Here is a 20,500-nt window from a genome sequence, read left to right on the forward strand (position 1 = left end):
CTACGCCGTGGGGTCGGATGACCGGATCGGGTAGCTGGGCCGGCGGCGGTCCGGAGCGGCCATCGCGGTGACCTTTGCCCGTGGCGGCCGGGGCGGCTCACCTGCAGAATCGAGATCGCATCTCCTTCAACCGTGTGCCCGAGGCAGGCCCACCATGGACACAGCCCGACGTTCGCCGACCCTGACGTTCATCGGCGGGGCACAGACCGTGACGGGCAGCAAGACCCTTCTCGACACCGGCGACGTCCGGGTGCTCGTCGATTGTGGGCTCTTCCAGGGCCCCAAGAAGCTCCGGTTGCAGAACTGGGACGCCTTCCCGGTCCCGCCCGAGTCCATCGACGCCGTGGTGCTCACCCATGCGCACATCGACCACTGCGGGTACCTCCCGCGACTGGTGCGGCTCGGGTTCGCGGGACCGGTCCACTGCACGCAGGGGACCGGGAAGCTCGCAGCGATAGTCCTGCCCGACAGCGGGCACCTCCAGGAGGAGGAAGCGGCCTATGCCAACCGCAAGGGCTACTCCCGCCATGACCCGGCCCTGCCGCTCTACACGCGCCAGGAGGCTGTCGACTCGGTCGACCACCTGACGGTGACCGACTTCGACACGACCGTCACCGTCGCACCCGGCATCGACGTGACGTGGCGGCGGGCGGGCCACATCCTGGGGGCCGCGTCGGTGCACATCGATCTGACCGCGTCGGGCCGCAAGGTCGTGTTCAGCGGCGACCTCGGCAGGTCGACGCACCCGCTGCTCCTGCCGCCGGCCCCCGTGACCCGGGCCGACATCGTTGTCAGCGAATCCACCTACGGAGACGAGAACCATCCCGACGACGACCCCGAAGCCGCCATCGCCGAGGTGGTCACCGAAGCGGCCCGCTACGGCGGGGTCGTCATCATCCCGGCGTTCGCGGTGGACCGCACGGAGGTCGTGTTGTGGCACCTCGACCGGCTCGTGTCGTCCGGGCGGGTTCCCGACATCCCGGTGTTCGTCGACAGTCCCATGGCCAGTCGTGCCCTCGACGTCTACCGCGCCGAAGCGCGCTCCGGGTCCCCCGAGATCCGTCCTGAGTTGCACGGCAGCGGACTCTTCGCCTCGCTGCGTCTGACCGAGGTCCATACCACCGAGGAGTCGAAGGCCCTCAATGCGCGACACGGCCCGATGGTCATCGTCTCGGCCTCGGGAATGGTCACAGGCGGGCGCGTCCTTCATCACCTCGCGAACCGGATCGGCGATCACCGCAACGCTGTGCTCCTTGCGGGCTTCCAGGCTCCCGGTACGCGCGGTGACGCGCTGCGCCACGGAGCGAGCCAGATCAAGCTCCTCGGTGCCTACCACCGGGTCCGGGCCCGGGTCGTCTCCGTCGACCTCTCCTCGCACGCGGATCAGGGCGACCTGGTCGACTGGATCGCGACGGCGACGCCCCCGCCCGAGATGGTGTTCGTGAACCATGGCGAGTCCGACGGCTCCGCCGCTCTCGTCGACGTCCTCGAAGACCGCCTCGGCCTCGACGCCGTCGCGCCACGACCGGGGGAGCGCGTCCGCCTGGAGCACTGACCCGGGGTTGGTCGCCGGCCCAACGGGGAACACCCTGGTCATGAGAACGTCGGGTACCCCCATCAGCGCCCTTTTCGTCAACTGCTCGTTGAAGAGGACGGCGGCGGACTCGCACACCCGCCGACTCATGCAGCGTGTCGCAGGCGTGATGCGCTCCGAGGGGGTCGAGGTCGAGATCCTCCACGCGCTCGACCACGACATCGCAGTCGGCATGGCGAAGGACCTCTCCAGGGAGACCGGCGGCCACGACGACTGGCCTTCGATCCAGAAGAAGGTCGAGGGCGCGGACATCCTGGTCATCGGCACGCCGATCTGGCTCGGCGCGGTCTCGAGTGTCGCCGCGTTGGTGATCGAGCGGATCTACGCCTACAGCGCCGACATGAACGACGCCGGACAGTACATCTACTACGGCAAGGTCGCCGGATGTGTCGTGACCGGCAACGAGGACGGCGTGAAGACCTGCGCCCGCGACGTCCTCTACGCCCTCCAGCACGTCGGATACACCATCCCGCCGCAGGCGGACTGTGGTTGGATCGGCGAGGTCGGGCCCGGTCCGAGCTACGGGGACCAGTCCGAAGGCGACGGCGACGTCCCTGTGGGCTACGACAACGAGTTCACGAACCGCAACGCGACGATCATGGCGTGGAACCTCGTGCACATGGCCCGCCTCCTGCGGGACAACGGCGGGATTCCTGCAGTGGGCAACCAGCCTGACCACTGGCGGGAGGTCGCGAACGCCGCCGACCAGATCGTCGACTGACCGGCGGCCCTGCTCTACCTGCCGGGTCCGTGTCCCGGGTCGAGGCTGTCCACGTCGGAGAGGCGGAGCGGAACGGGTGCTCCCTCGTCGCCGGTGGGAACCGGCCGTCGGCGGCCCGACGGTGTTTCGCACACGTCGAGCGGGGAACGCTGCTGACATGGAGACAGTCAGCCAAGCCCAGCGCGTACTTCCCGAGGCGGCGGTCGCGGATCTCGCCGCCCACCGGTCCCGGGGAGGTGGTGCCGCCATCGACCTGGCCCACCGCGTGGGTCCGGAAGCCGTCATCGCCGAGATCGAGGCCGCTGGACTGCGCGGCCGCGGCGGCGCCGGATTTCCGACGGGGACGAAGTGGCGAACCGTTGCGGAAAACCGGTCCCCGTCGCTTCCCTCGACAGTGGTGGTGAACGCCGCGGAGGGCGAGCCGGCGACCTTCAAGGATCGCACCCTCGTGAGTCGGGATCCCTACTCGGTCATCGAGGGAGCCCTGGTCGCAGCGGTCGCGGTGGGAGCGGACACGGCCGTCATCGCCACCAAGGAGAAGTTCCACCGCGCTGTCGATCGGCTGCAGGCGGCGGTGGACGAGATCGTCGCTGCCGGTTGGTCCCCGGACGTCTCACTCGAGGTCGTGACCGGGCCTGACCGCTATCTGTTCGGCGAGGAGACGGCGTTGTTGGAGGTGATCGGTGGTCGGCCACCGTTCCCGCGCATCGCCCCGCCCTACCGGGAGGGATCCGAATCCGCCGTTGCGCCGGCATCGACACGCTTCGCCGGGCCGTCGACGGAGACCAAGTCGCCACCGACGCTCGTCAACAATGCCGAGACGCTCGCGAACATCGGCCCGATCCTCCGCCACGGCGCCGACGAGTTCCGTCTAACCGGGACCGGCGACACGCCCGGAACCCTTCTCGTGACCGTCGTGGGTGCCACCGCCCGCCACGGGGTCGCCGAGCTTCCCGCCGGGGTCACGCTGCGTGAGGCGATCGAGACCATCGGCGAGGGGTCGCGTCCCGGCCGCAGGATCACCGGCGCGATGTCGGGCGTCGCCAATCCCGCCCTCTTCGGTGACGCTCTCGACACGGAGCTGTCCCACGATGCGATGAGCGCCGTGGGTTCGGGCCTGGGAGCGGCAGGGTTCACGGTGTTCGACGACGAGACCGACCTCGTAGCGGTGGCGCACGGGGTTTCGCGCTTTCTCGCCGTCGAATCGTGTGGTCAGTGCGAGCCGTGCAAGGTCGACGGCCTGGCCATCGCCGAGAGTCTCGACTCGCTACGCCGGTCGGCGGGTTCCCCCGAACTGCTGACAGTCGTCGACGAGAAGCTCCACACCGTGGCGGACAGCGCCCGCTGCTACCTCGCCACCCAACATGAGAAGACCGTGCGCTCCCTGTTCTCCGCCGCTCCCGAGATATTCGAACTTCACTCGAAGGGCGAGGTGCCGGCGGCCGACGCGTTCCTCGTGGCACCGGTGACCGACATCAGCGACGGCCGGGCGAGCCTCGATACGGGCCATCTCGAGGTCTCGGCTGACTGGACGAACACGGCCGACTCGGGCAGTGCGCCCGCCGATCGCATCGACGCAACTCGCGAGTCCGGCTGAACTGGCGGGGCCCGCCGCGCCCCGTGCCGTTCAGTCGCCACTGCTCAGTCGCCGCTGCCGCGGATCCCCGGACGGGTCATCGCCTCGACGTCCAGTAGCGAGCGGGCCTCGGACTCGCCCATCAGTCCCCGTTCGACGACCACCGAAATGATCGTGGCACCCGTTCGAAGGGCTTCTTTCACAACCGATGCGGCTTCGTCGTAGCCGATGACCGGAGCCAGCGCCGTCGCGAGCGCAGGCGTTGACTCCGCGTAGCGCCGACATCTCGCCTCGTCCGCTGTCAGCCCGTCCACAGTCGTACCAGCGAGTAGTCGACAGGCGGCAGCGCAGAGCTTCACGGCATCGAGAAGCGCGTCGGCGATCACCGGTTGGTAGGTGTTCAACTCGAACGAGCCCTGGGAGCCGGCGAAACCCACTGTGGCGTCGTGGCCGAACACACGGGCGGCGACCTGGGTCACCGTCTCACAGATGACCGGGTTGACCTTTCCGGGCATGATCGAGGACCCGGGCTGCAGCTCCGGAAGGGTGATCTCGGCGAGTCCGGTCGCCGGACCCGACGCCATCCAGCGCAGGTCGTTGGCGATCTTGGTCAACGCCACCGCGAGGACGCGCACGGCGCCGGACATCTCGACGAGGTCGTCGCATGAACCCTGCGCCGCGAAGTGGTCCGGGGCCTCGACGAGACCCAGGCCCGTCTCGGCGGCCAGCGCCGCGATGACAGCGCCTGCGAAGCCTTCGGGCGCGTTCAGGCCGGTCCCCGTCGCCGTACCACCGAGCGGAAGTCGACAGAGCCGCGGCAGCACGGCTTCGATGCGTTCGATCGCCTGGTCGATCTGGGCCGCATACCCGCGGAACTCCTGGCCGAGGGTCACCGGCGTGGCGTCCATCAGGTGGGTTCTGCCGGCTTTCACGACCCCCCCGAGGCGGTCACCGGTCGCGCCCAGAGACGACGAAAGCCTGCGACAGGCACCGAGGAGGTGGTCGCGGACGGCGAGAGCGACAGCGATACGCACCGCCGATGGAAACGTGTCGTTCGACGACTGGCCGTGGTTGACGTGATCGTTCGGGTGGACCGTGACTCCGCAGCGCTGCGATGCGATGTTCGCGACGACCTCGTTCACGTTCATGTTGGTCGACGTCCCCGAACCGGTCTGGAAGACGTCGACGGGGAACTCGTCGTCCCAGCGCCCCTCGGACACCTCGCGTGCGGCATCCGCGATGGCGCCTGCGATCGTCGAGTCGATGCGACCCGCTGCACCGTTCACCTCAGCCGCATGTGTCTTGATGGTCGCGAGTGCATGCACGATGTCGGGGTCGACGCGTCGACCCGACACGACGAAGTTCTCGACGGCGCGCTGGGTCTGCGCCCCCCACCTGGCGCCGGCAGGTACCCGGACCGCACCCAGCGAGTCGGTTTCGATGCGGTGTGCTGGATCCATCGGGTCTCCCGGGTTCGTTCTGGGTGCCTCTCACAGTGGCCGGCCCGGTTGCCGGTTCCGACAGTCGGGGCGTCGTCAGGTCGTGACGGTGCCCGGGTGGGCGCCGTCCCCGATGTCGAGATGGTGCAGCACGGCTTCATCGGCCGCCGACGTGTTCGGTCCGTAGCCGAGGGTCAGGGTCCCCCGCGCGTCGCATCGGGGACAGGTGACAGCCGCGACGATCATCATGTCGGCGGCGTCGCTCGTGCCTTCGATGCGCCAGATGGACCCGGCGCTGATCGCCGCCGGATTGACCCGGTGGCCACCGGCCTCGCACCGGACCTCTCCGCCCTCGACGGAACGGAACTGCGTCGTGTAGCCCGCGTCGGCGGCGGACTCCAGGGCCTCCATGATGGTGAGGCCCGGCGGTGTTGTCGATTGCTCTGATGACATCGATCCTCCAGAGGTGGTCCCGGTGCGGATGTGGAATGGTCTCGATGGACGTTTCCCGTCGGGATCGACGGCGAAACCACGACACGCGTCCGTCGCAGTGCGTCACACGTCGTCGGAATACGTCCAGTCGGGTTGCTTGTGACGCTGCCGCTCGTCGATGTCGAAGCGGTCTTCGCCCAGGTCGACCAGCTTCGTGACGAGGAGTCCCCGGGTCTCACCGGTGACGCCCGCGCGGATGTCCGGGAGCAGGCTGGCGAGCACCCGCTGCTCCTGCGTCGGCAGATAGCAGCGCGCACCGTCGCTCACCTGGCGCAGCCGGGCCGACAGCGCGCCGACGTCGAGCCGACGCTCCGGGGCCGACTCCAACATCTCGGTGACAGCGCCGCAGCCGAGTTTGCAGGCAGGGCACTGACCGCACGACTCGACCGATAGGAACCTCGAGACGGCGGCGGCGAGCTCGATCGGGTCGGTGCGATCGTCGTAGACGATGAACCCGCCCGTGCCGAGGCCTGAACCGATCGCCTCGAGACCCTCGTGGCTCGCCGGAACGTCCAGGTCACCGGCCCCCAGTACTGGGTTCGCGACGCCGGACAGGACGTAGCGGAGCGAGCGACCGCCCGCCACGCCGCCTCCGAGAACGGCGAGGACCTCCGCTACCGGGGTGCCCATCTCGAACTCGTCCACACCGTGGCGGACCGTGTCACCCGAGACCGTGGCGATGAACGTTCCGGGGGACTCGCCGGTGCCGAACGTCCGGTAGGCCTCACCGCCGTCACGCACGATCACCGGAACCGTGCACAGGGTCTCCACGTTGTTGACGAGTGTCGGGTTGGAGCCGCCGGCTCGGGCATCGAGGGTGTCGCCGGCGGACCAGCCCATCTGCGGGCTGTTCGTGAACAGGCCGTACACGTAGGGCGGGAACATCCGCGGGAGTGGATCCTCGCCCTCGATCACCTCGAGGAGGGCCTTCTCCTCGCCGAAGAGGTACTCGTCGGGCCCTGCGACCAGGTCGATGCGTACGTCGGGCGCCCAACCCGCGTCCTCGACCTCCGCCACCGCGCGGATCAACCTGGCCCGCTCCGTCTCGAAGGACGCCTTCAGGGCGATGAAGGCGCGTTCGGCGCCAACCGTGCGTGCGGCGATGAGCAGACCCTCGACGAGGAGGTAGGGGTTGCGGCGCATGAGGTAACGGTCCTTGAAGGTCCCGGGTTCTCCCTCGGCGCCGTTCGCGACGACGAAGCGCGTTCCGGCGGATGCTCCACCGGCGACGATCGAACGCCACTTGGTTGCCGTCGGGAAGCCGGCGCCACCGCGACCCCGCAGGCCCGAGATCTCCAACTCGTCGAGCACGCCGTCGGGCCCGAGGGCCTCGGCGGCCATCAGCGCCTCGCCGCCGCCTGAAGCGAGATGGTGGTCGAGCGAATCGACGGGCTTCCGGCCTGAGACCAGACGATTGACGGCCATGGATGCTCCCGGGGTCGCGTGTTGAGGCCACTCTAGGTCCGTACCGCACGGTCGTCGCCGGGCGTCGTGGCGATACGGGGGAGTCTCAGGGGCGCTCGTCGCGGACGACGATGACCGACTTGCCGCGGGCCCTCCCGGCCTCGAGATCGCCAATGGCGGTGGGCGTGTCCGCGAGCGGGTGGCGGGCGCCGACGAACGGAACGACCGATCCGTTCGCCAGATGGGAGGCGAGGCGGTCGATCCAGACGTGGTCCTCGGCCGCCACGAACATCGTGAGGCGCTGGGAGACGAACGGCGAGAGGGCGCTCGCTCGGATCGACCGGCCGAAACCCCCGGTCAACCGGTTGCCGCCTTCGCCCCCGACCACGACGAGAGTCCCGTCGGGCTCGAGGGCGCTCCGAAGACGACGCAGGGGGTTGCGGCCGCCGATGTCGACGATCAGGTCGTATGTCCTCGTCCCGTCGAGGTAGTCGTCTGTCTCGTAGTCGAGGACCTCGGTGGCGCCGAGTGAGCGGACCAGTTCGGCTTTGGCGGCGCTGGCGACGCCGGTGACCTGCGCACCCAGAGCCTTGGCGAGTTGCACGGCGTAGCTGCCGACTCCGCCGGATGCCCCGATGACGAGAACGCTCTGGCCGGCCCGTAGGTCTCCCTTGTCGGTCAGTGCCTGCAGCGCGGTGATCCCCGAGATGGATGCGACCGCTGCCTGTTCGAACGAGAGGCTCTGGGGCTTGTGGGCGAGTTTCGACTCCGGCGCTGCGGCGTACTGCGCGTAGGCACCTCTGGCGATTCCGAAGACGGCGTCACCGACGGCGAAGCGGGTGACTGCCTCGCCGATGGCGACCACGCGCCCCGACACGTCGAGGCCGGGTACGGGGTTCTTCGGCCGGAGGAGCCCGTACCCCGCCAGTCGCACGAGGTAGGGCTGACCGGTCATCAGGTGCCAGACGCCGCGGTCGACGCCGGCGGCGTGGACCTCGACGAGGACCTCGTCGGGTCCGATCGCGGGAACCGGCGTCTCGCCGACGGTCAGTGTGTCGGCCGATCCGTAGCGGCGCTGCAAGACAGCGGTCATGGTGTCGCCCGGGTGCGGCGAAGTCTTGCGGGACTCGGGTGGGCTGTGATGCGTTGCCATCGTGTTCCTTCGAAGGAGTGCTCGTACTTAGTAAGGTAGTAGGGTGAGCATGACAGTACTAAGTACGGGTGTCAAGTGTCGTGCGGAAAAGGGGGTCCGATGACCACGAGTGAGCAGCGGCAGCCGCTCACGCCCGAACGCGTCCTGCGGGGCGCGGTGGACCTGGCGGACCGGATCGGAGTCGAGGCGCTGACAATGCGCCGGCTCGCCGATCACCTCGGGGTGAAGCCGATGAGCATCTATCACCACGTGCCGTCGAAGGAGGAGATCCTCGACGGAATGGTCGACATCGTCTTCGGCGAGATCGTGCTGCCGCCCGAGGACCTGGACTGGCAGGATGCGATCCGGACCCGCTGCGTCTCTGCCCGATCGGTCCTCAACCGCCACCCGTGGGCGCCACCGTTGATGGAATCGCGCACGTCTCCGGGCCTGGCGACGCTGACCCACCACGACGCCGTGATCGCCTGCCTGCGACGAGGTGGTCTCTCGTTCGCTCTGACGGCTCACGCGTACGCGGTCGTCGACAGCTATCTCTACGGGTTCACCCTCCAGGAGGCCAACCTTCCGTTCGGTGGTGGCGGGGAGATCACGGACCTCGCCGACGACCTCGTCGCGGCGATGCCGGACGAGCAGTTTCCGGCCCTCGTGGAGTTCGTCTCCGCGGTTGCCCTGCGACCCGGCTACAGCTTCGGCGCATCCTTCGAGTACGGCCTCGATCTCATTCTCGACGGGCTGGCCCGCGCGGTCGACGCCGAGGGCGGGTGAGCCCGACCGTCCGGGTCGGTCACAGCACCACGTCGCTAGGTCGATTCCGTGGCGACGACGAGGCGGCGTAGGAGGCCGGCCAGCGTCGCCCGCTCGGCCGGGTCGAGGGCTGCTGCCAGGCGCAACTCCGCCTCGGCGTGGACGCGCATGGCCGCATCGACGGTCGCCAGACCCTCATCGGTGAGCGCGACGAGGTTGCTTCTTCGGTCGTCGGGGTTCGGCTGACGCGAGATCAGACCCTTTCGTTCCAGGCGGTCGAGGGCCGCCGTCATTCCGCCCGAGGTGATCATCCGGTGGCGGGCGAGTTCGGTCGGGCTCAGGGCGTAGGGCGCTCCCGTCCGCCGCAGCGGGGCCAGGATCCCGTACTCGCCGTCGGTGAGCCCGAGGGGGGCGAACTCCCGCCCGAACGTCTCCTGGAACAGGGTGGCCAACCGCACGACCCGCCCGGTGATGTGTTTTCCGCCCGGGTCGAGGTCGGGTCGTTCCCGCTCCCACTGGGCGACGATCTCGTCGATGGCGTCGCGCTCCGAGATATCTTGGGACAAAGCTTCTTGACTCATCACTATCTCCTGAGTATCTTAATAACAAGATAAAGCTGCTGAGGGAGAAACGCAATGGCCACCTTCAACGACGGTGCCGACGGGGTGCTCTCGCCGGCGCCGTTTCGCCGACTCGACCTGCTGGTCACGGCCGCCGCGCCGGCTGCATGGGGCCTCACCTACGTCGTCACCACCGAACTCCTACCCGACGGGCGCCCGCTTCTGGCCGGCGTGGTCCGGGCTCTCCCGGCCGGGTTCGCACTCGCAGCGCTGTCCCCGCACCGACCCGTCGGCTCGTGGTGGTGGAAGGCCGCGGTGCTCGGTGTCTTCAACATCGGCGCGTTCTTCGCCCTTCTCTTCGTCGCTGCCTACCGGCTGCCGGGCGGGGTGGCGGCGACCCTCGGGGCGGTGCAGCCGCTCATCGCGGCGGGGCTCGCCGCGCTGTGGTTACGCGAACGGTTCCGGGCGACGACGGCGGTCGCCGGGTTGCTCGGCATCGTGGGTGTCGGCCTGCTCGTGCTGCGCTCCGACGCGTCCCTCGATGCGGTCGGGGTGATCGCAGGTCTCGCCGGGGCGCTGTCGATGGCGACCGGGGTCGTCCTGACCAAGCGATGGGGTCGACCCGTGCCTCTCGTCGCCTTCACGAGTTGGCAGCTGATCGCGGGTGGGCTCGTTCTGATGCCGTTGGCGCTCGCCGTCGAGGGCGTGCCGGGTCACCTCAGTGCGGCCAACCTCGCGGGCTTCGCGTGGTTGGCGACCGGCGGGACGGCGATCGCCTACCTCCTCTGGTTCCGCGGTATCAGTCGGATCCCCGTCGGCCAGGTCTCGATCCTCGGCCTCATGAGCCCGGTGGTGGCAACCGCTGCGGGATACCTCGTCCTGGACCAGAAGCTCGCCGCCGCGCAGATCGCCGGAGCCATTCTTGTTCTGGCGGCCATCTGGATCGGTCAGCGACCGACGAGCGGCGCGGGTGGTTCATCGGCACAACGAAGAGTCGCCAGCGACCAGGCGGTCGCGAAGGGTTCGCGCAATCCGGACACGACCGTGCTCCCGCCGGCTCGCGCTCGGACGGCGGCTGTCTGTGCCATCGCGTCGAGACAGGACGACTCGATGAACGTCGCTGCGTCGGCGAGCACGTAGAGAAACGGCACGGGCTCCGATTCCAATGCGGCGAAGGCCCCCTTGAACGTCTGGCGGTCGAACATGTCGACCTCTCCGACGATGCGGACCTCGACCGTTCCCGGGAGCCGACGGCTATCGAGGACGCCACCGCCGGGAAGGGTGATCGTCGAGGTCGCCGGGCTTGCAGACCTCAGCGTGTTCGCCTCGACGGATCCCGCCCCGGCCCGGTCGCCTGGACCGTCGGTGGGGGAGACCTCGTGGGCGACGCCGGCTTGCGCTGTTGGAGTAGCGGTCTTCATCGTGTGCCTCTGGTGGGGCCGGGGAGGCCTTCGGGGCCTCATAGGTGGGTTGGGTGGCGGAGCGACGCCCGCTGTGACTCCCTGCCGGTGCGCTCGAAGGGATGAGACGTCGCAGCCGGGCATTCTTCTCCCGAAACATCCGAGGACCCGGGGCTGAGGGCCTCCTCGCCGGTACCTCGTCGCCGGGGAGGCGTTCGGTGGGAGGGCTCAGCCGACGAGCTGGCGGACCGTTCCGGCCGCAGCGGCCGCCGCCCCAGCGCGGGTCACTGCGTAGTTCATCGAATAGGACTGGTTGCGGAGTCCGACGACGGGATAGACGAGCCCGGCGTGCTCGAGGACCTGGAGGCCCTCAGCGATGACTCCCACGAGGTCGAGCTTGTCGGCGCTCGTCGACTTCCTACCGATCATGGCGTCGACGACCTCATAGTCGTCGGGTCCGCGGGCACCGCGTGGCAGGTCGTCCATGGCCACCAACGTGTCCATGATCTCCGAAGCGAGGTCGTTCAGCGCGAGCGAACTGAGCCGGTCGATCTCGGCTCGGATCTCCGCCTCGTCGCCCTTACGTCCGAAAACACCCATCGCCGAACACTAGGGCGATGGTGATCTTCGTGCCGTCTGTCGTGTCAGATCTCACCCAGGAGGTGGTGCTGGAAGGTCGGCAGCTCGAGGCCGAGCCCGGCGGCGCGTCCGCGGATGGCCCTGATGGACGCGACCACGATCGGCCCTTCCCATTCGGCTCGGACGCCGCCCAGGCCGGCGTCGAACACCAACTCGTCGACAGCCACCTCCTCTGGCGTCGGATCGACTGCGAGCCACGCCGACCGGTAGCCGGCCAGCTCGACGTCCCGGATCATCGAGATCATCGCCTGGCGGCAGTCCTCGAGTTCATCGGCCGACATCTGCGGTGCGCGGTGGGCGAGGTACTCCCAGCCGAAGTCGCAGTGGCGGACCTCGTCGCGCAGGATGAGCCGGAAGATCTGCTTCGCCACCGGGTTCGTAGCGGCCCGAACGAGTTCGAGAAAGACGTCGTAGACGACCGTCTCAGCGACACAGACGAGTCCGGCGATCGTCACCTCGAGCGGCCGTGACCTGTCGAGCACCCGGGCACGCGTGCCCAGCGCGCCGGCGATCGCCTTCAACTCCTCGTCGGAGGGTTGCAGGTGGTAACCACCGAGGGCGTCGGCCATGCGCATGCACACCTCGGCATGGCGGACCTCTTCCTGGGTGCGTAGCGCCCAGAAGAGACTGAGGTCCGGCTCGCGACCCTCGAGGACGTAGCGGAACTGCATGGCGGGGCTCTCAGAGATGGCCCCGTACTCGCCCCACGCCCGTCGTGACCAGTAGACCCGGGCCGCCTCGATGACCTCGGGGCTGTACTGCTCGGGGTTCACCTCGTCCCAGGGGATCGCGGTCTCGGGATCCCAGGCGGTCTTGACCGCGGCGCGGTACATACGGCGGATCGCCGGGACCGTCTCGCCCAGGTCGAGTGAAACGTGGTGGTCCGGGAGCTCGAGTACGTCGTGGGGTGGTGTCGGTGCAGTCACCGTGGGCTCCTCGGGGATGCGGGCGCGGTCTCGATCGACGTGGCGGCTCCACCGTCGAGGCCGAGACGGTCGAGGTCTGCGTGCAGCGCCGCCAGGGCGGCCGTGACGGCCTCACCCTGAGCGACGAGGGTCGCGGCGCCGAGACCAGCGTGTGCGGTGAGCTCCTCGGCCATGCGCAGCTCGGCTCCGCCCGCGATGTCCTCGTCGACGAAGGCGACGCAGCGCCGTCCGCTCAGAACGTCGAGGCGGACGACGTCGACGACGTTGGCCGTCACGGTTGCCCGTGCGTCGTCGTCGAGGCGGTCCAGGCGTGCTTCCGCGTAGATTCGTCCGGCGGTCTCCTGACGCTCGATGTCCACGAGTATCCGTTCCAGGGCGCCCCGACACGTGGCGTCGGTCGTCGCGGCCACGGCGGTCTCGAGGAGCGCGCGGTCGATGGTCGCGAGGACGACGAAGTGGGCGACGACGTAGGCGTCGAAGTCGACCCGCTCGTCGAGTGCCCGTCTGATCGGTTCCGCGGTGAAGAGCGCTTCTGTTCCCTCCGGTGGCGTCGCCCGGTACCCGCCGAGACGCTGCGCGATGCGGTGGCACGCGTCGGCCGCGACCGCCCGCTCGGTTCCCCGGGTGGCGAGGACGAACTTGAAGTCGGCCTCCCGGTCGAGTTCGAGGCAGCTTCTCACGAGGGCGGCCTCGGACTCGGAGATGTCGGCGAAGGACAGCCACGCACGCCGGGACCAGCTGAGCGCAGCCGCCGCCCGGGTCTGATCGTCGAGTCGGTCGACATCGATCGCAGTGATGTCGAGATCGTCGGCGACGTTCCAGATCGACGCGTTCGACTCGTGATAGAGCCGTCGCAGCTCTGGGATCCGGGTGGAGAGATCGAGCGGATAGCGGCGTTCGGTCGGCAGCGGGAACGGCTCGTCCCGGGACAGGGTGACCGATTCGGTGGTCACGGGGTCGCCGCGTCCGGCCAGGTCTGCATCGTGTAGGCCATGTCCCAGAATGCCGCCTCGAAGCGGGCTCCGGCCAGGAAGCGGCGCCGTAGGCGCGGCAGGTCCCGCTCGTCGACGTCGCCCACCACCTCGTCGAGCTCGCCGAGCAGTCCCTTCAGGTAGGTGCCGTACTCGTCACTGGCGAAGAAGCCGAGCCAGTCGCTGTACACCGGGTGCGAGGCGGGCTCGGGATGGCGCAGGGCGATCTCGTGGTAGCTCCAGGCACACGGAAGGATCGCCGCCATGATGTCGAGCGAGTCACCGGTCGACGCAGTCGCGACCAGGTAGCTGGTGTAGGCGAGACAGGTGGGGGAGGGTTCGGTCGCAGCGCCGTGGTCGGCGGCGCCCAGTGCGACGATCGCGTCGCGCAGGCGCCGGTTCGTGTCCAGCTCCACGTCGACGATCTGGGACAGCGAGTGGGTGAAGCGTTCCAGCTCTGCCCGGCTCGTGGCCCGGGCGGCGCCCAGCCCCAGGACCTTCGCGTACTCGGGGAGGTACTGGAGGTTCTGCTCGATGTAGTAGCGGAACTTCTCCGGCGGGAGGGTGCCGTCGGCCATGTCCGCGACGAACCGGTTCGCGAGCAGCGTCTCCCAGATTGCGTCGTACGGTTCCCTCAGTGCCTCGGTGAAGCGGGCCATCACGGTTCCTCCCGGAGTTCGGTGGCGGATCTCACTCGGCGAGGTTGACCCATACGGTCTTGGACTGCAGGTACGCGTCGAGCGATTCCTCGCCGAGTTCACGGCCGTAGCCACTCATCTTGAAGCCGCCGTACGGGGCGGCGACGTCGAACATCCCGTAGGTGTTGACCCACACGGTGCCCGCGCTCAGGGCCGCAGCCACGCGGTGGGCGCGACGCACGTCAGTGGTCCAGATGCCGGCGGCGAGCCCGAAGCGGATGTCATTGGCCGTCGCCACGACGGCGCTCTCATCGTCGAAGGTGGACACTGCCACGACGGGGCCGAAGACCTCGTCCTGCATCACGGCCATCGTCGGGTCGACGTCGGTGAGAACGGTCGGTCGGATGAAGTGGCCCGACGACAGCGCGCCGTCGCCGCGTTCACCGCCGACGAGGACCGTCGCTCCCTGGGAGCGGGCCGTCTCGACGTGGCCCAGGACCCGGTCGAGTTGGGTCTGGGACACGAGCGGCCCCATGTCGGTGCCGTCGTCGAGTCCGTTGCCGAGGTGGATCGAGCCGGCCTTCTCCACGAGGCGCGCCGTGAGCTCATCGGCGATGTCTGTGTGGGCGAAGAGCCGCGCACCCGCGATGCAGCACTGGCCCTGGTTGAAGAAGACGGCACCGAACGCACCCTCCACAGCGGCGTCGATGTCGGCGTCCGCGAACACGATGTTCGGCGACTTTCCGCCGAGCTCGAGCGTCACACGCTTCAGGTTCCCCTTGGAGGCGTCGAGGATTTTGCGGCCGGTTTCGAAATCGCCGGTGAAGGAGACCTTGTCCACACCGTCGTGGGCCGCCAGGGGTGCGCCCGTTCCGGGACCGTCGCCGGTAAGGATGTTCACGACACCCGGCGGGAAGCCGGCCTCCATGATCAGCTCGCCGAGGCGGAGAGCCGACAACGGGGTCTGTTCGGCGGGCTTGAGGACCACGGTGTTGCCCGCGGCCAGAGCCGGGCCGAGCTTGTAGCCGCACATGAGCAGAGGGAAGTTCCAGGGCACGATCGCACCCACGACGCCCATCGGTTCGCGTCGGGTGTAGGTGTGGAAGTCCGGAAGCGACACCGGCAGCTGGCGGCCCTCGATCTTGGTCACCCAGCCGGCGTAGTAGCGGAAGATCTCGATGGTCAGCGGGAGGTCGACGGCCATCGCGTCGCCGTAGGTCTTGCCGTTGTCCAACACGTCCAGTTGGGCGAACTCGTCCGCGTGGGTCTCGATGAGGTCCCCGAGTCGCCACATGAGCTGTGCCCGCGCGGTGGGCGCCATCGCTCGCCACCCGGCGAGGGCGTCGCGGGCTGCAGCGACGGCGTCATCGACGTCGGCCGCGCCGGCCTGGGGAACGGTGGTCAGGATCTCCCCTGTGGCGGGGTTCTCGACGTCGAAGTGGCCGTCGCGACCGGTGGTCCAGTCTCCTCCGATGAGATTGGCCCGCTCCGAGCCGATGAACGTCCGTACCGATTCGAGCAGTTCCACGTCCGACTCCCGTTTCGTCCGCCCGGTGGCCGCACCGCCGGGTCGCATGAGCGCCAGATCCCGTGTGGGCGTCATGCCCGGGAGGATCTGAGATCTAAGATGCAAAGTACGCGGTCGGCGGGGGAGTCGCAAGACTGCACGATGTTCACGGAGGGGGCGACATGTCGCATGACCGGCCGAGAGATGGCGATCCCGTTCGGCCACCGTCGTACACGCCGCTGCATCCGGTGTCCTTTTTGCGTCGGGCGGGTCAGGTCCATGCGGATCGGACCGGCGTGATCGACGGCGACGTGGAGTTGAGCTACGGCGAGCTGTGGTCCCGGGCTCAGCGGTTGGCGGGGGGACTGAGGGCGGCCGGAACAGCCCCGGGCGACCGGGTGGCGGTTCTCGCGCCGAACACGACGGTGATGTTGGAGGCCCACACCGGCGTACCGGCGTGTGGCGCGGTGCTCGTGGCCCTCAACATCCGGCTCACGGCGGCCGACCTCGGGGCGATCCTCGCCCACTCGGGGGCGCGGATACTGATCGCCGATCACGAGTTCGCGGCCACGGCTTCCGGGGCGGTCGCCGCGGCCGGCACACGCTGCGACGTCGTGATCTCCAACGGCGTCGACGGGGACTACGAGGCGCTCCTCGCGACCGCTGAGCCGCTCGACGACCCGCTCGACGACGAGTTGGGACTGCTCGCTCTCAACTACACGAGTGGTACCACGGGGCGGCCGAAGGGCGTCATGTACAACCCGCGTGGGGCGTATCTGCAGGCGATGGCGATGGCGCTGCACATGCGACTCGGGCCGGAGTCGCGGTTCTTGTGGACGTTGCCGATGTTCCATTGCAACGGGTGGTGCTTCACCTGGGCGGTGACCGCGGCCGGTGGGACCCATGTCGGGCTGCGCAGGGTCACGCCGGACGCGATCTGGGACGCCATCGCCCGTCACGGCATCACGCACTTCAACGCGGCCCCTACGGTGTTGACGGACCTCGTCGAGAATGCGCCCAGCGACGCCGCAGGGCGGTCGGGTCCGCCGATCCGGGTGGGGACCGGCGGGTCGCCGCCCACGCCGACGTTGCTCGCCCGACTCGCAGAGCTCGGGATCGAGGTCACCCACCTCTACGGCCTGACCGAGACGTACGGGCCGTCGGTGGTGTGTGACTGGCATCCCGAGTGGTCGACCCTCGGCCCGGCCGAACAGGCCGCACTCAAGGCCCGCCAGGGCGTGGGAAACGTGATCACCGCGGGTGTGCGCGTGGTGGACCCGCTCGGCGTCGACGTCGCAGCCGACGCATCCACCGTCGGCGAGATCACCGTTTCGGGCAACAACGTCATGGCCGGCTACCTCGACGACCCGGCGGCCACAGTGGAGGCCATCCCCGACGGATGGTTCCGTACCGGCGACCTCGGCGTGATGCACCCCGACGGCTACGTGGAGCTCAAGGACCGCGCCAAGGACGTCATCATCTCCGGCGGCGAGAACATCGCGTCGGTCGAGGTCGAGCGCGCCATCGCCTCGCATCCTGCGGTGGCCGAGGTCGCCGTCGTCGCGATGCCCCATCCCCGGTGGGGCGAGGCCCCCGCCGCGTTCGTGACGCTGCGCCGTGGTGCCGTCGTCACCGAGGAGGAGATCGTCGCCCACGCACGCAGCACACTCGCCGGATACAAGATTCCCCGCCGGGTGATCTTCGGGGACCTTCCGAAGAACGCCACCGGCAAGGTTCAGAAGTTCGCTCTGCGAGAACTCGCCGGCGAGGGGCCCGAGGAGGGTGGTTGACGCGGTCTGGTCCGGGTGGCCCCGGTCAGGGCCTCAGTCGAAGCCGATCACGGTTCGTGCGACGTTGCCGCCTCCGAGCGCGGCCATCGCCTCGCCGACGCGATCGAGTGGCAGACGGTCGGTCACCAGCGAGTCCAGATCCAGGCGACCGTCGAAGTAGAACTCCACGAACCGTGGCGCGTCGGTGCGGAACTGGTTGCTGCCCATGCACGATCCCTGGATCTTCTTCTCCGCGAGGAAGTCCACGCCGGGCAACTCGATGTTCGTTCCCAGCGCGATCATCCCGATGATCGTCGCCGCCCCACCGGGGCGGAGCATCGCGAACGCCTGCGCCGGGGTGGTGGCGAGGCCGATCGCGTCGAAGGCGTGGTCGACGCCGCCCCCGGTCATCTCGAGGATCTCGCCGGCTGGATCGGTTCCCGAGGCGTCGATGGTGTCGGTCGCGCCGAAACGCTTCGCCATCTCGAGCTTCTCGGGGACGACGTCGACGGCGATGATCCGCAGGGCACCGGCGATGCGGGCGCCCTGGATCGCGCTGAGCCCGACTCCGCCGCAGCCGATCACGGCGACGCTCTGCCCGGGGGATACGGCGGCCGTGCGGAACACCGCACCGAGGCCGGTGGTGACGGCACAGCCGATCAGCGCAGCCTGGTCGAAGGGCATGTCCGGGCGGATCTTGACGAGAGCGTGCTCGTGGACGAGTAGTTCCTCGGCGAACGAAGAGACGTCCGCGTACTGGTGGATCACCTCGCCGTCCTGGGACAGGCGCGGGGGCGCGCCCGCCGGGCGCATCGTGTCCTCGTGGGGACACAGGGCCATGTGGCCGCTCAGGCAGTACTCGCAGTGGCCGCAGAACACCGACAACGAGGTGATGACGTGGTCACCGGGCTTCACGTAGGACACCTGGTCGCCCACGGCCTCGACGACTCCGGCTGACTCGTGGCCCATCACGGTGGGCACCGGCGTGTCGTAGGCGCCGGTCAGGTAGTGGTTGTCGCTGTGGCACACCCCCGCGGCGACGGTGCGTACGAGCACCTCCCGCGGTCCGGGCGCGTCGATCTGGACCTCCTCGACGGTCAACTCTCCGGGGACCGAGCGCAACAGGGCGGCTCTCATCGGGGGACACCTCCTCGGTGCGCGCCCGGGGCGGGCACCGTCGTCGAACAGGTCATGACGTGCCGTCGACCACGCGGGCCTCGAGCAGCGGTCTCGCGCGCAGCTCGGCGACGATCGTCGCCAGCTCGACTCCGCCGGCGTCGAGCATGGCCCGGCCGAGTTCCGCGGTAGCGCCTCTCGGATCACCGCGCACGCCGTTGCGGGACCAACCGCTCCATGGCTCGGTGACATGGATCGGTCGCCGATAGGTCGGGTCGGGGAGCCGGCCGAGCGTGTCGCGCCAGATGTGTGGGGACGTCGGGAACTCCTCGCCGGGTTCGAAGCGGTCTGTGTGGACGACGTCGGGCGCGAGCGCCAACATCAGCGAGGTCTCGAACGCGCAGGCGTGACTGGCGGGTGTGTCGGGGCCCTGTTCCACAGCCACCTCGCGCACATCGCCCAGTTCCCACCACGACACGGACGCGAAGAGGTGGCGCGGATGGGCGAAGAGGGCTTCACGGGAGGCGAGGTCGAGCGGTGCGACATTCGACCCGTGTCCGTTGACGGCGAGGACCCGCCGGAACCCTGAGCGTGCGTAGGAGGAATACACCTCGCTCAGCACGGTGATGAGCGTGGCGGTGGTGTGGTAGACGGCGCCCGGGAAGTCGGCGAGGTGCTGGCTCAGTCCGAACGGGACCGTCGGTCCGACCACGGCCGTGCCCGGCGCGCAGGCGGCTGCGGCAGCATGGGCGAAGCCCTCGGCGATGCGGTTGTCCGTGTCGAGCGGGAGATGGGGTCCGTGTTGTTCGACCGTGCCCACCGGCACGATCACGACGGCATCGGCCCGGGCGAGACGGGCGGTCTCCTCCCATGTGAGGTCGGTGAGGACGAGGCCGTCGCCGCTCATCGGCCTGCGACGGTGACGGGCGCAATCACGATGTCCAGATCCGCGAGGCGTGCGGCGACCTCGGTCAGTGCGGACTCCACCGCGTCCAGTTGCTCCGCCTCGGTGACGCCGGCGAGGCCGGCGGTCGCGGCGACAGAGTGGGCGGTCATCAGGCCGTCGCGGTCGGTACCCGCTGCGAGCAGCGCAGGGACGCGCCGCCCCCTCAGCTCCTCCTCCACGATGACGTACTCGACTGCGGCGGCGATGGCCCGCCGGTCCGCTTCGGTGCGGCCGGGGATCGTCTCGGCCAGGTGGGTCCACGCGACCTCGAGCATGCGGGCCTTGTCGCGCACGACGAGGCCGATGAGCCCGGCCAGCGGCTCCCGGGCGTTGGCTGCCGCGGCCTCCCACATCCGCAGGTCCACGGTCGCCTGGGCTCCGAGATGCGCTGCGATGTAGGCGTCGAGATCGGAGTCGACGTGCAGGGCTCGACGGACGAGTTCGTCGTCGAGCAGGCCGGCCAGCCCGGTGCCAGTCGGTTCGGACTCGTAGTGATCCAGTCGAGCGGCCACCATGTGGGCCAGATCGGTGGAGCGTGCCCGTTCGACCGCGCGCATCGACAGGCAGTACTTGAGGTCGATGTCGACGCCGGGTTCGAGGCAGGCCCGGATGAGCACCGCCTCGGATTCCGCGATCGCTGGGAACTCGATCCACGCGAGGTGGCTCCAGACGAGAGCGCCACCAGCGCGCGTCGCCTCGTCGTACGTGGCGACGTCGAAGCCCTTCCAGAGTGCCTCGTCCTCGGGGTCCCACACCTCGCGCAGCGCGGTCTCATAGGCGTCCCAGACCGTCGCGCTCGACGACGTCAGGTCGAGCGGGAAGCGCTGCTCGGTTCCGAGCCGGAACGGGCGGGTGAGGTCGAGTGCGGTTGTCTCGGCCGACGCGGTCATGGCAACTCCTGTCCC

Annotated in this window: 19 protein-coding genes; 6 read left to right on the forward strand and 13 right to left on the reverse strand. The window is 69.2% G+C overall.

Annotated elements, in window-relative coordinates:
* Window positions 1–154 precede the first annotated feature (154 nt).
* The 3 genes from RIE08_13700 (at window position 155) to RIE08_13710 (ending at window position 3,912) form a co-directional block, all read left to right on the forward strand.
* The gene (locus RIE08_13700; GenBank protein ID MEQ8718659.1) at window positions 155–1,555 is read left to right on the forward strand and encodes an MBL fold metallo-hydrolase; all 1,401 of its coding nucleotides are present in this window, start codon (window positions 155–157) and stop codon (window positions 1,553–1,555) included.
* A 40-nt stretch (window positions 1,556–1,595) separates the two neighbouring features.
* On the forward strand, window positions 1,596–2,315 hold the full coding sequence (locus RIE08_13705) for a flavodoxin family protein (protein ID MEQ8718660.1): 720 nt from the start codon (window positions 1,596–1,598) through the stop codon (window positions 2,313–2,315).
* 157 nt (window positions 2,316–2,472) lie between these two features.
* The gene (locus RIE08_13710) at window positions 2,473–3,912 is read left to right on the forward strand and encodes an NADH-ubiquinone oxidoreductase-F iron-sulfur binding region domain-containing protein (protein MEQ8718661.1); all 1,440 of its coding nucleotides are present in this window, start codon (window positions 2,473–2,475) and stop codon (window positions 3,910–3,912) included.
* A 44-nt stretch (window positions 3,913–3,956) separates the two neighbouring features.
* On the opposite strand, the gene RIE08_13715 is transcribed toward RIE08_13710, so the two are convergent.
* The 4 genes from RIE08_13715 to RIE08_13730 form a co-directional block, all read right to left on the reverse strand.
* Complete coding sequence (locus RIE08_13715) at window positions 3,957–5,351, reverse strand: class II fumarate hydratase (protein MEQ8718662.1); 1,395 nt, start codon at window positions 5,349–5,351, stop codon at window positions 3,957–3,959.
* Window positions 5,352–5,426: 75 nt separating this feature from the next.
* Window positions 5,427–5,783, reverse strand: coding sequence for a hypothetical protein (locus tag RIE08_13720; protein ID MEQ8718663.1), 357 nt, complete (start codon window positions 5,781–5,783; stop codon window positions 5,427–5,429).
* A gap of 102 nt (window positions 5,784–5,885) precedes the next feature.
* Window positions 5,886–7,247, reverse strand: coding sequence for an NADH-ubiquinone oxidoreductase-F iron-sulfur binding region domain-containing protein (locus tag RIE08_13725; GenBank protein MEQ8718664.1), 1,362 nt, complete (start codon window positions 7,245–7,247; stop codon window positions 5,886–5,888).
* Between the two features lie 85 nt (window positions 7,248–7,332).
* Window positions 7,333–8,379 (reverse strand): NAD(P)-dependent alcohol dehydrogenase, encoded by a 1,047-nt coding sequence (locus RIE08_13730; protein ID MEQ8718665.1) that lies wholly within the window; start codon window positions 8,377–8,379, stop codon window positions 7,333–7,335.
* Window positions 8,380–8,478: 99 nt separating this feature from the next.
* Here RIE08_13730 and RIE08_13735 point away from each other — a divergent pair, with 99 nt between their 5' ends.
* Window positions 8,479–9,144, forward strand: coding sequence for a TetR/AcrR family transcriptional regulator (locus RIE08_13735; GenBank protein MEQ8718666.1), 666 nt, complete (start codon window positions 8,479–8,481; stop codon window positions 9,142–9,144).
* A gap of 35 nt (window positions 9,145–9,179) precedes the next feature.
* Here RIE08_13735 and RIE08_13740 read toward each other — a convergent pair whose 3' ends face one another.
* Entirely contained in the window at window positions 9,180–9,704 is a 525-nt protein-coding gene (locus RIE08_13740; GenBank protein MEQ8718667.1) for a MarR family transcriptional regulator, read from the reverse strand.
* Window positions 9,705–9,758: 54 nt separating this feature from the next.
* On the opposite strand from RIE08_13740, the gene RIE08_13745 reads away from it, so the two are divergent.
* The gene (locus RIE08_13745) at window positions 9,759–10,823 is read left to right on the forward strand and encodes an EamA family transporter (GenBank protein ID MEQ8718668.1); all 1,065 of its coding nucleotides are present in this window, start codon (window positions 9,759–9,761) and stop codon (window positions 10,821–10,823) included.
* Between the two features lie 488 nt (window positions 10,824–11,311).
* On the opposite strand, the gene RIE08_13750 is transcribed toward RIE08_13745, so the two are convergent.
* From RIE08_13750 to RIE08_13770, 5 genes are read right to left on the reverse strand one after another with little or no spacing between them, the layout of a single operon-like run.
* Window positions 11,312–11,683 carry a hypothetical protein gene (locus RIE08_13750; GenBank protein MEQ8718669.1) on the reverse strand — a complete coding sequence of 124 codons (372 nt, stop codon included), beginning with the start codon at window positions 11,681–11,683 and terminating at the stop codon, window positions 11,312–11,314.
* A 44-nt stretch (window positions 11,684–11,727) separates the two neighbouring features.
* The gene (locus RIE08_13755; protein ID MEQ8718670.1) at window positions 11,728–12,648 is read right to left on the reverse strand and encodes a ferritin-like domain-containing protein; all 921 of its coding nucleotides are present in this window, start codon (window positions 12,646–12,648) and stop codon (window positions 11,728–11,730) included.
* The gene (locus RIE08_13760) at window positions 12,645–13,601 is read right to left on the reverse strand and encodes a hypothetical protein (GenBank protein MEQ8718671.1); all 957 of its coding nucleotides are present in this window, start codon (window positions 13,599–13,601) and stop codon (window positions 12,645–12,647) included. Before RIE08_13760 ends, RIE08_13755 begins: the two co-directional genes overlap by 4 nt.
* Entirely contained in the window at window positions 13,598–14,278 is a 681-nt protein-coding gene (tenA, locus tag RIE08_13765; protein ID MEQ8718672.1) for a thiaminase II, read from the reverse strand. The genes RIE08_13760 and tenA overlap by 4 nt, the downstream gene beginning before the upstream one ends.
* 31 nt (window positions 14,279–14,309) lie before the next feature.
* Window positions 14,310–15,860: an aldehyde dehydrogenase family protein gene (locus RIE08_13770; protein MEQ8718673.1), complete on the reverse strand. Its 1,551-nt coding sequence runs from the start codon at window positions 15,858–15,860 to the stop codon at window positions 14,310–14,312.
* Between the two features lie 86 nt (window positions 15,861–15,946).
* Here RIE08_13770 and RIE08_13775 point away from each other — a divergent pair, with 86 nt between their 5' ends.
* The gene (locus RIE08_13775) at window positions 15,947–17,554 is read left to right on the forward strand and encodes an AMP-binding protein (protein MEQ8718674.1); all 1,608 of its coding nucleotides are present in this window, start codon (window positions 15,947–15,949) and stop codon (window positions 17,552–17,554) included.
* Window positions 17,555–17,587: 33 nt separating this feature from the next.
* Here the strand turns inward: RIE08_13775 and RIE08_13780 are convergent, their stop codons facing one another.
* From RIE08_13780 to RIE08_13790, 3 genes are read right to left on the reverse strand one after another with little or no spacing between them, the layout of a single operon-like run.
* The gene (locus tag RIE08_13780) at window positions 17,588–18,670 is read right to left on the reverse strand and encodes a Zn-dependent alcohol dehydrogenase (GenBank protein MEQ8718675.1); all 1,083 of its coding nucleotides are present in this window, start codon (window positions 18,668–18,670) and stop codon (window positions 17,588–17,590) included.
* A 52-nt stretch (window positions 18,671–18,722) separates the two neighbouring features.
* Window positions 18,723–19,556, reverse strand: coding sequence for a creatininase family protein (locus RIE08_13785; GenBank protein MEQ8718676.1), 834 nt, complete (start codon window positions 19,554–19,556; stop codon window positions 18,723–18,725).
* Entirely contained in the window at window positions 19,553–20,485 is a 933-nt protein-coding gene (locus RIE08_13790) for a hypothetical protein (protein MEQ8718677.1), read from the reverse strand. The genes RIE08_13785 and RIE08_13790 overlap by 4 nt, the downstream gene beginning before the upstream one ends.
* Between the last annotated feature and the right edge of the window lie 15 nt (window positions 20,486–20,500).

It is taken from the genome of Acidimicrobiales bacterium, from assembly GCA_040219085.1.
Taxonomy (GTDB): domain Bacteria; phylum Actinomycetota; class Acidimicrobiia; order Acidimicrobiales; family JAVJTC01; genus JAVJTC01.

What these genes read in the sequence shown, in the direction of transcription:
- RIE08_13745 (MEQ8718668.1), top strand. Translation starts at nt 9,759, where the DNA reads ATGGCCACCTTCAACGACGGTGCCGACGGGGTGCTCTCGCCGGCGCCG.
- RIE08_13725 (MEQ8718664.1), bottom strand. Translation starts at nt 7,247, where the DNA reads ATGGCCGTCAATCGTCTGGTCTCAGGCCGGAAGCCCGTCGATTCGCTC.
- RIE08_13715 (MEQ8718662.1), bottom strand. Translation starts at nt 5,351, where the DNA reads ATGGATCCAGCACACCGCATCGAAACCGACTCGCTGGGTGCGGTCCGG.
- RIE08_13705 (MEQ8718660.1), top strand. Translation starts at nt 1,596, where the DNA reads ATGAGAACGTCGGGTACCCCCATCAGCGCCCTTTTCGTCAACTGCTCG.
- tenA (MEQ8718672.1), bottom strand. Translation starts at nt 14,278, where the DNA reads ATGGCCCGCTTCACCGAGGCACTGAGGGAACCGTACGACGCAATCTGG.
- RIE08_13710 (MEQ8718661.1), top strand. Translation starts at nt 2,473, where the DNA reads ATGGAGACAGTCAGCCAAGCCCAGCGCGTACTTCCCGAGGCGGCGGTC.
- RIE08_13730 (MEQ8718665.1), bottom strand. Translation starts at nt 8,379, where the DNA reads ATGGCAACGCATCACAGCCCACCCGAGTCCCGCAAGACTTCGCCGCAC.
- RIE08_13700 (MEQ8718659.1), top strand. Translation starts at nt 155, where the DNA reads ATGGACACAGCCCGACGTTCGCCGACCCTGACGTTCATCGGCGGGGCA.
- RIE08_13780 (MEQ8718675.1), bottom strand. Translation starts at nt 18,670, where the DNA reads ATGAGAGCCGCCCTGTTGCGCTCGGTCCCCGGAGAGTTGACCGTCGAG.
- RIE08_13770 (MEQ8718673.1), bottom strand. Translation starts at nt 15,860, where the DNA reads ATGACGCCCACACGGGATCTGGCGCTCATGCGACCCGGCGGTGCGGCC.
- RIE08_13775 (MEQ8718674.1), top strand. Translation starts at nt 15,947, where the DNA reads ATGTCGCATGACCGGCCGAGAGATGGCGATCCCGTTCGGCCACCGTCG.
- RIE08_13735 (MEQ8718666.1), top strand. Translation starts at nt 8,479, where the DNA reads ATGACCACGAGTGAGCAGCGGCAGCCGCTCACGCCCGAACGCGTCCTG.
- RIE08_13750 (MEQ8718669.1), bottom strand. Translation starts at nt 11,683, where the DNA reads ATGGGTGTTTTCGGACGTAAGGGCGACGAGGCGGAGATCCGAGCCGAG.
- RIE08_13790 (MEQ8718677.1), bottom strand. Translation starts at nt 20,485, where the DNA reads ATGACCGCGTCGGCCGAGACAACCGCACTCGACCTCACCCGCCCGTTC.
- RIE08_13785 (MEQ8718676.1), bottom strand. Translation starts at nt 19,556, where the DNA reads ATGAGCGGCGACGGCCTCGTCCTCACCGACCTCACATGGGAGGAGACC.
- RIE08_13740 (MEQ8718667.1), bottom strand. Translation starts at nt 9,704, where the DNA reads ATGAGTCAAGAAGCTTTGTCCCAAGATATCTCGGAGCGCGACGCCATC.
- RIE08_13720 (MEQ8718663.1), bottom strand. Translation starts at nt 5,783, where the DNA reads ATGTCATCAGAGCAATCGACAACACCGCCGGGCCTCACCATCATGGAG.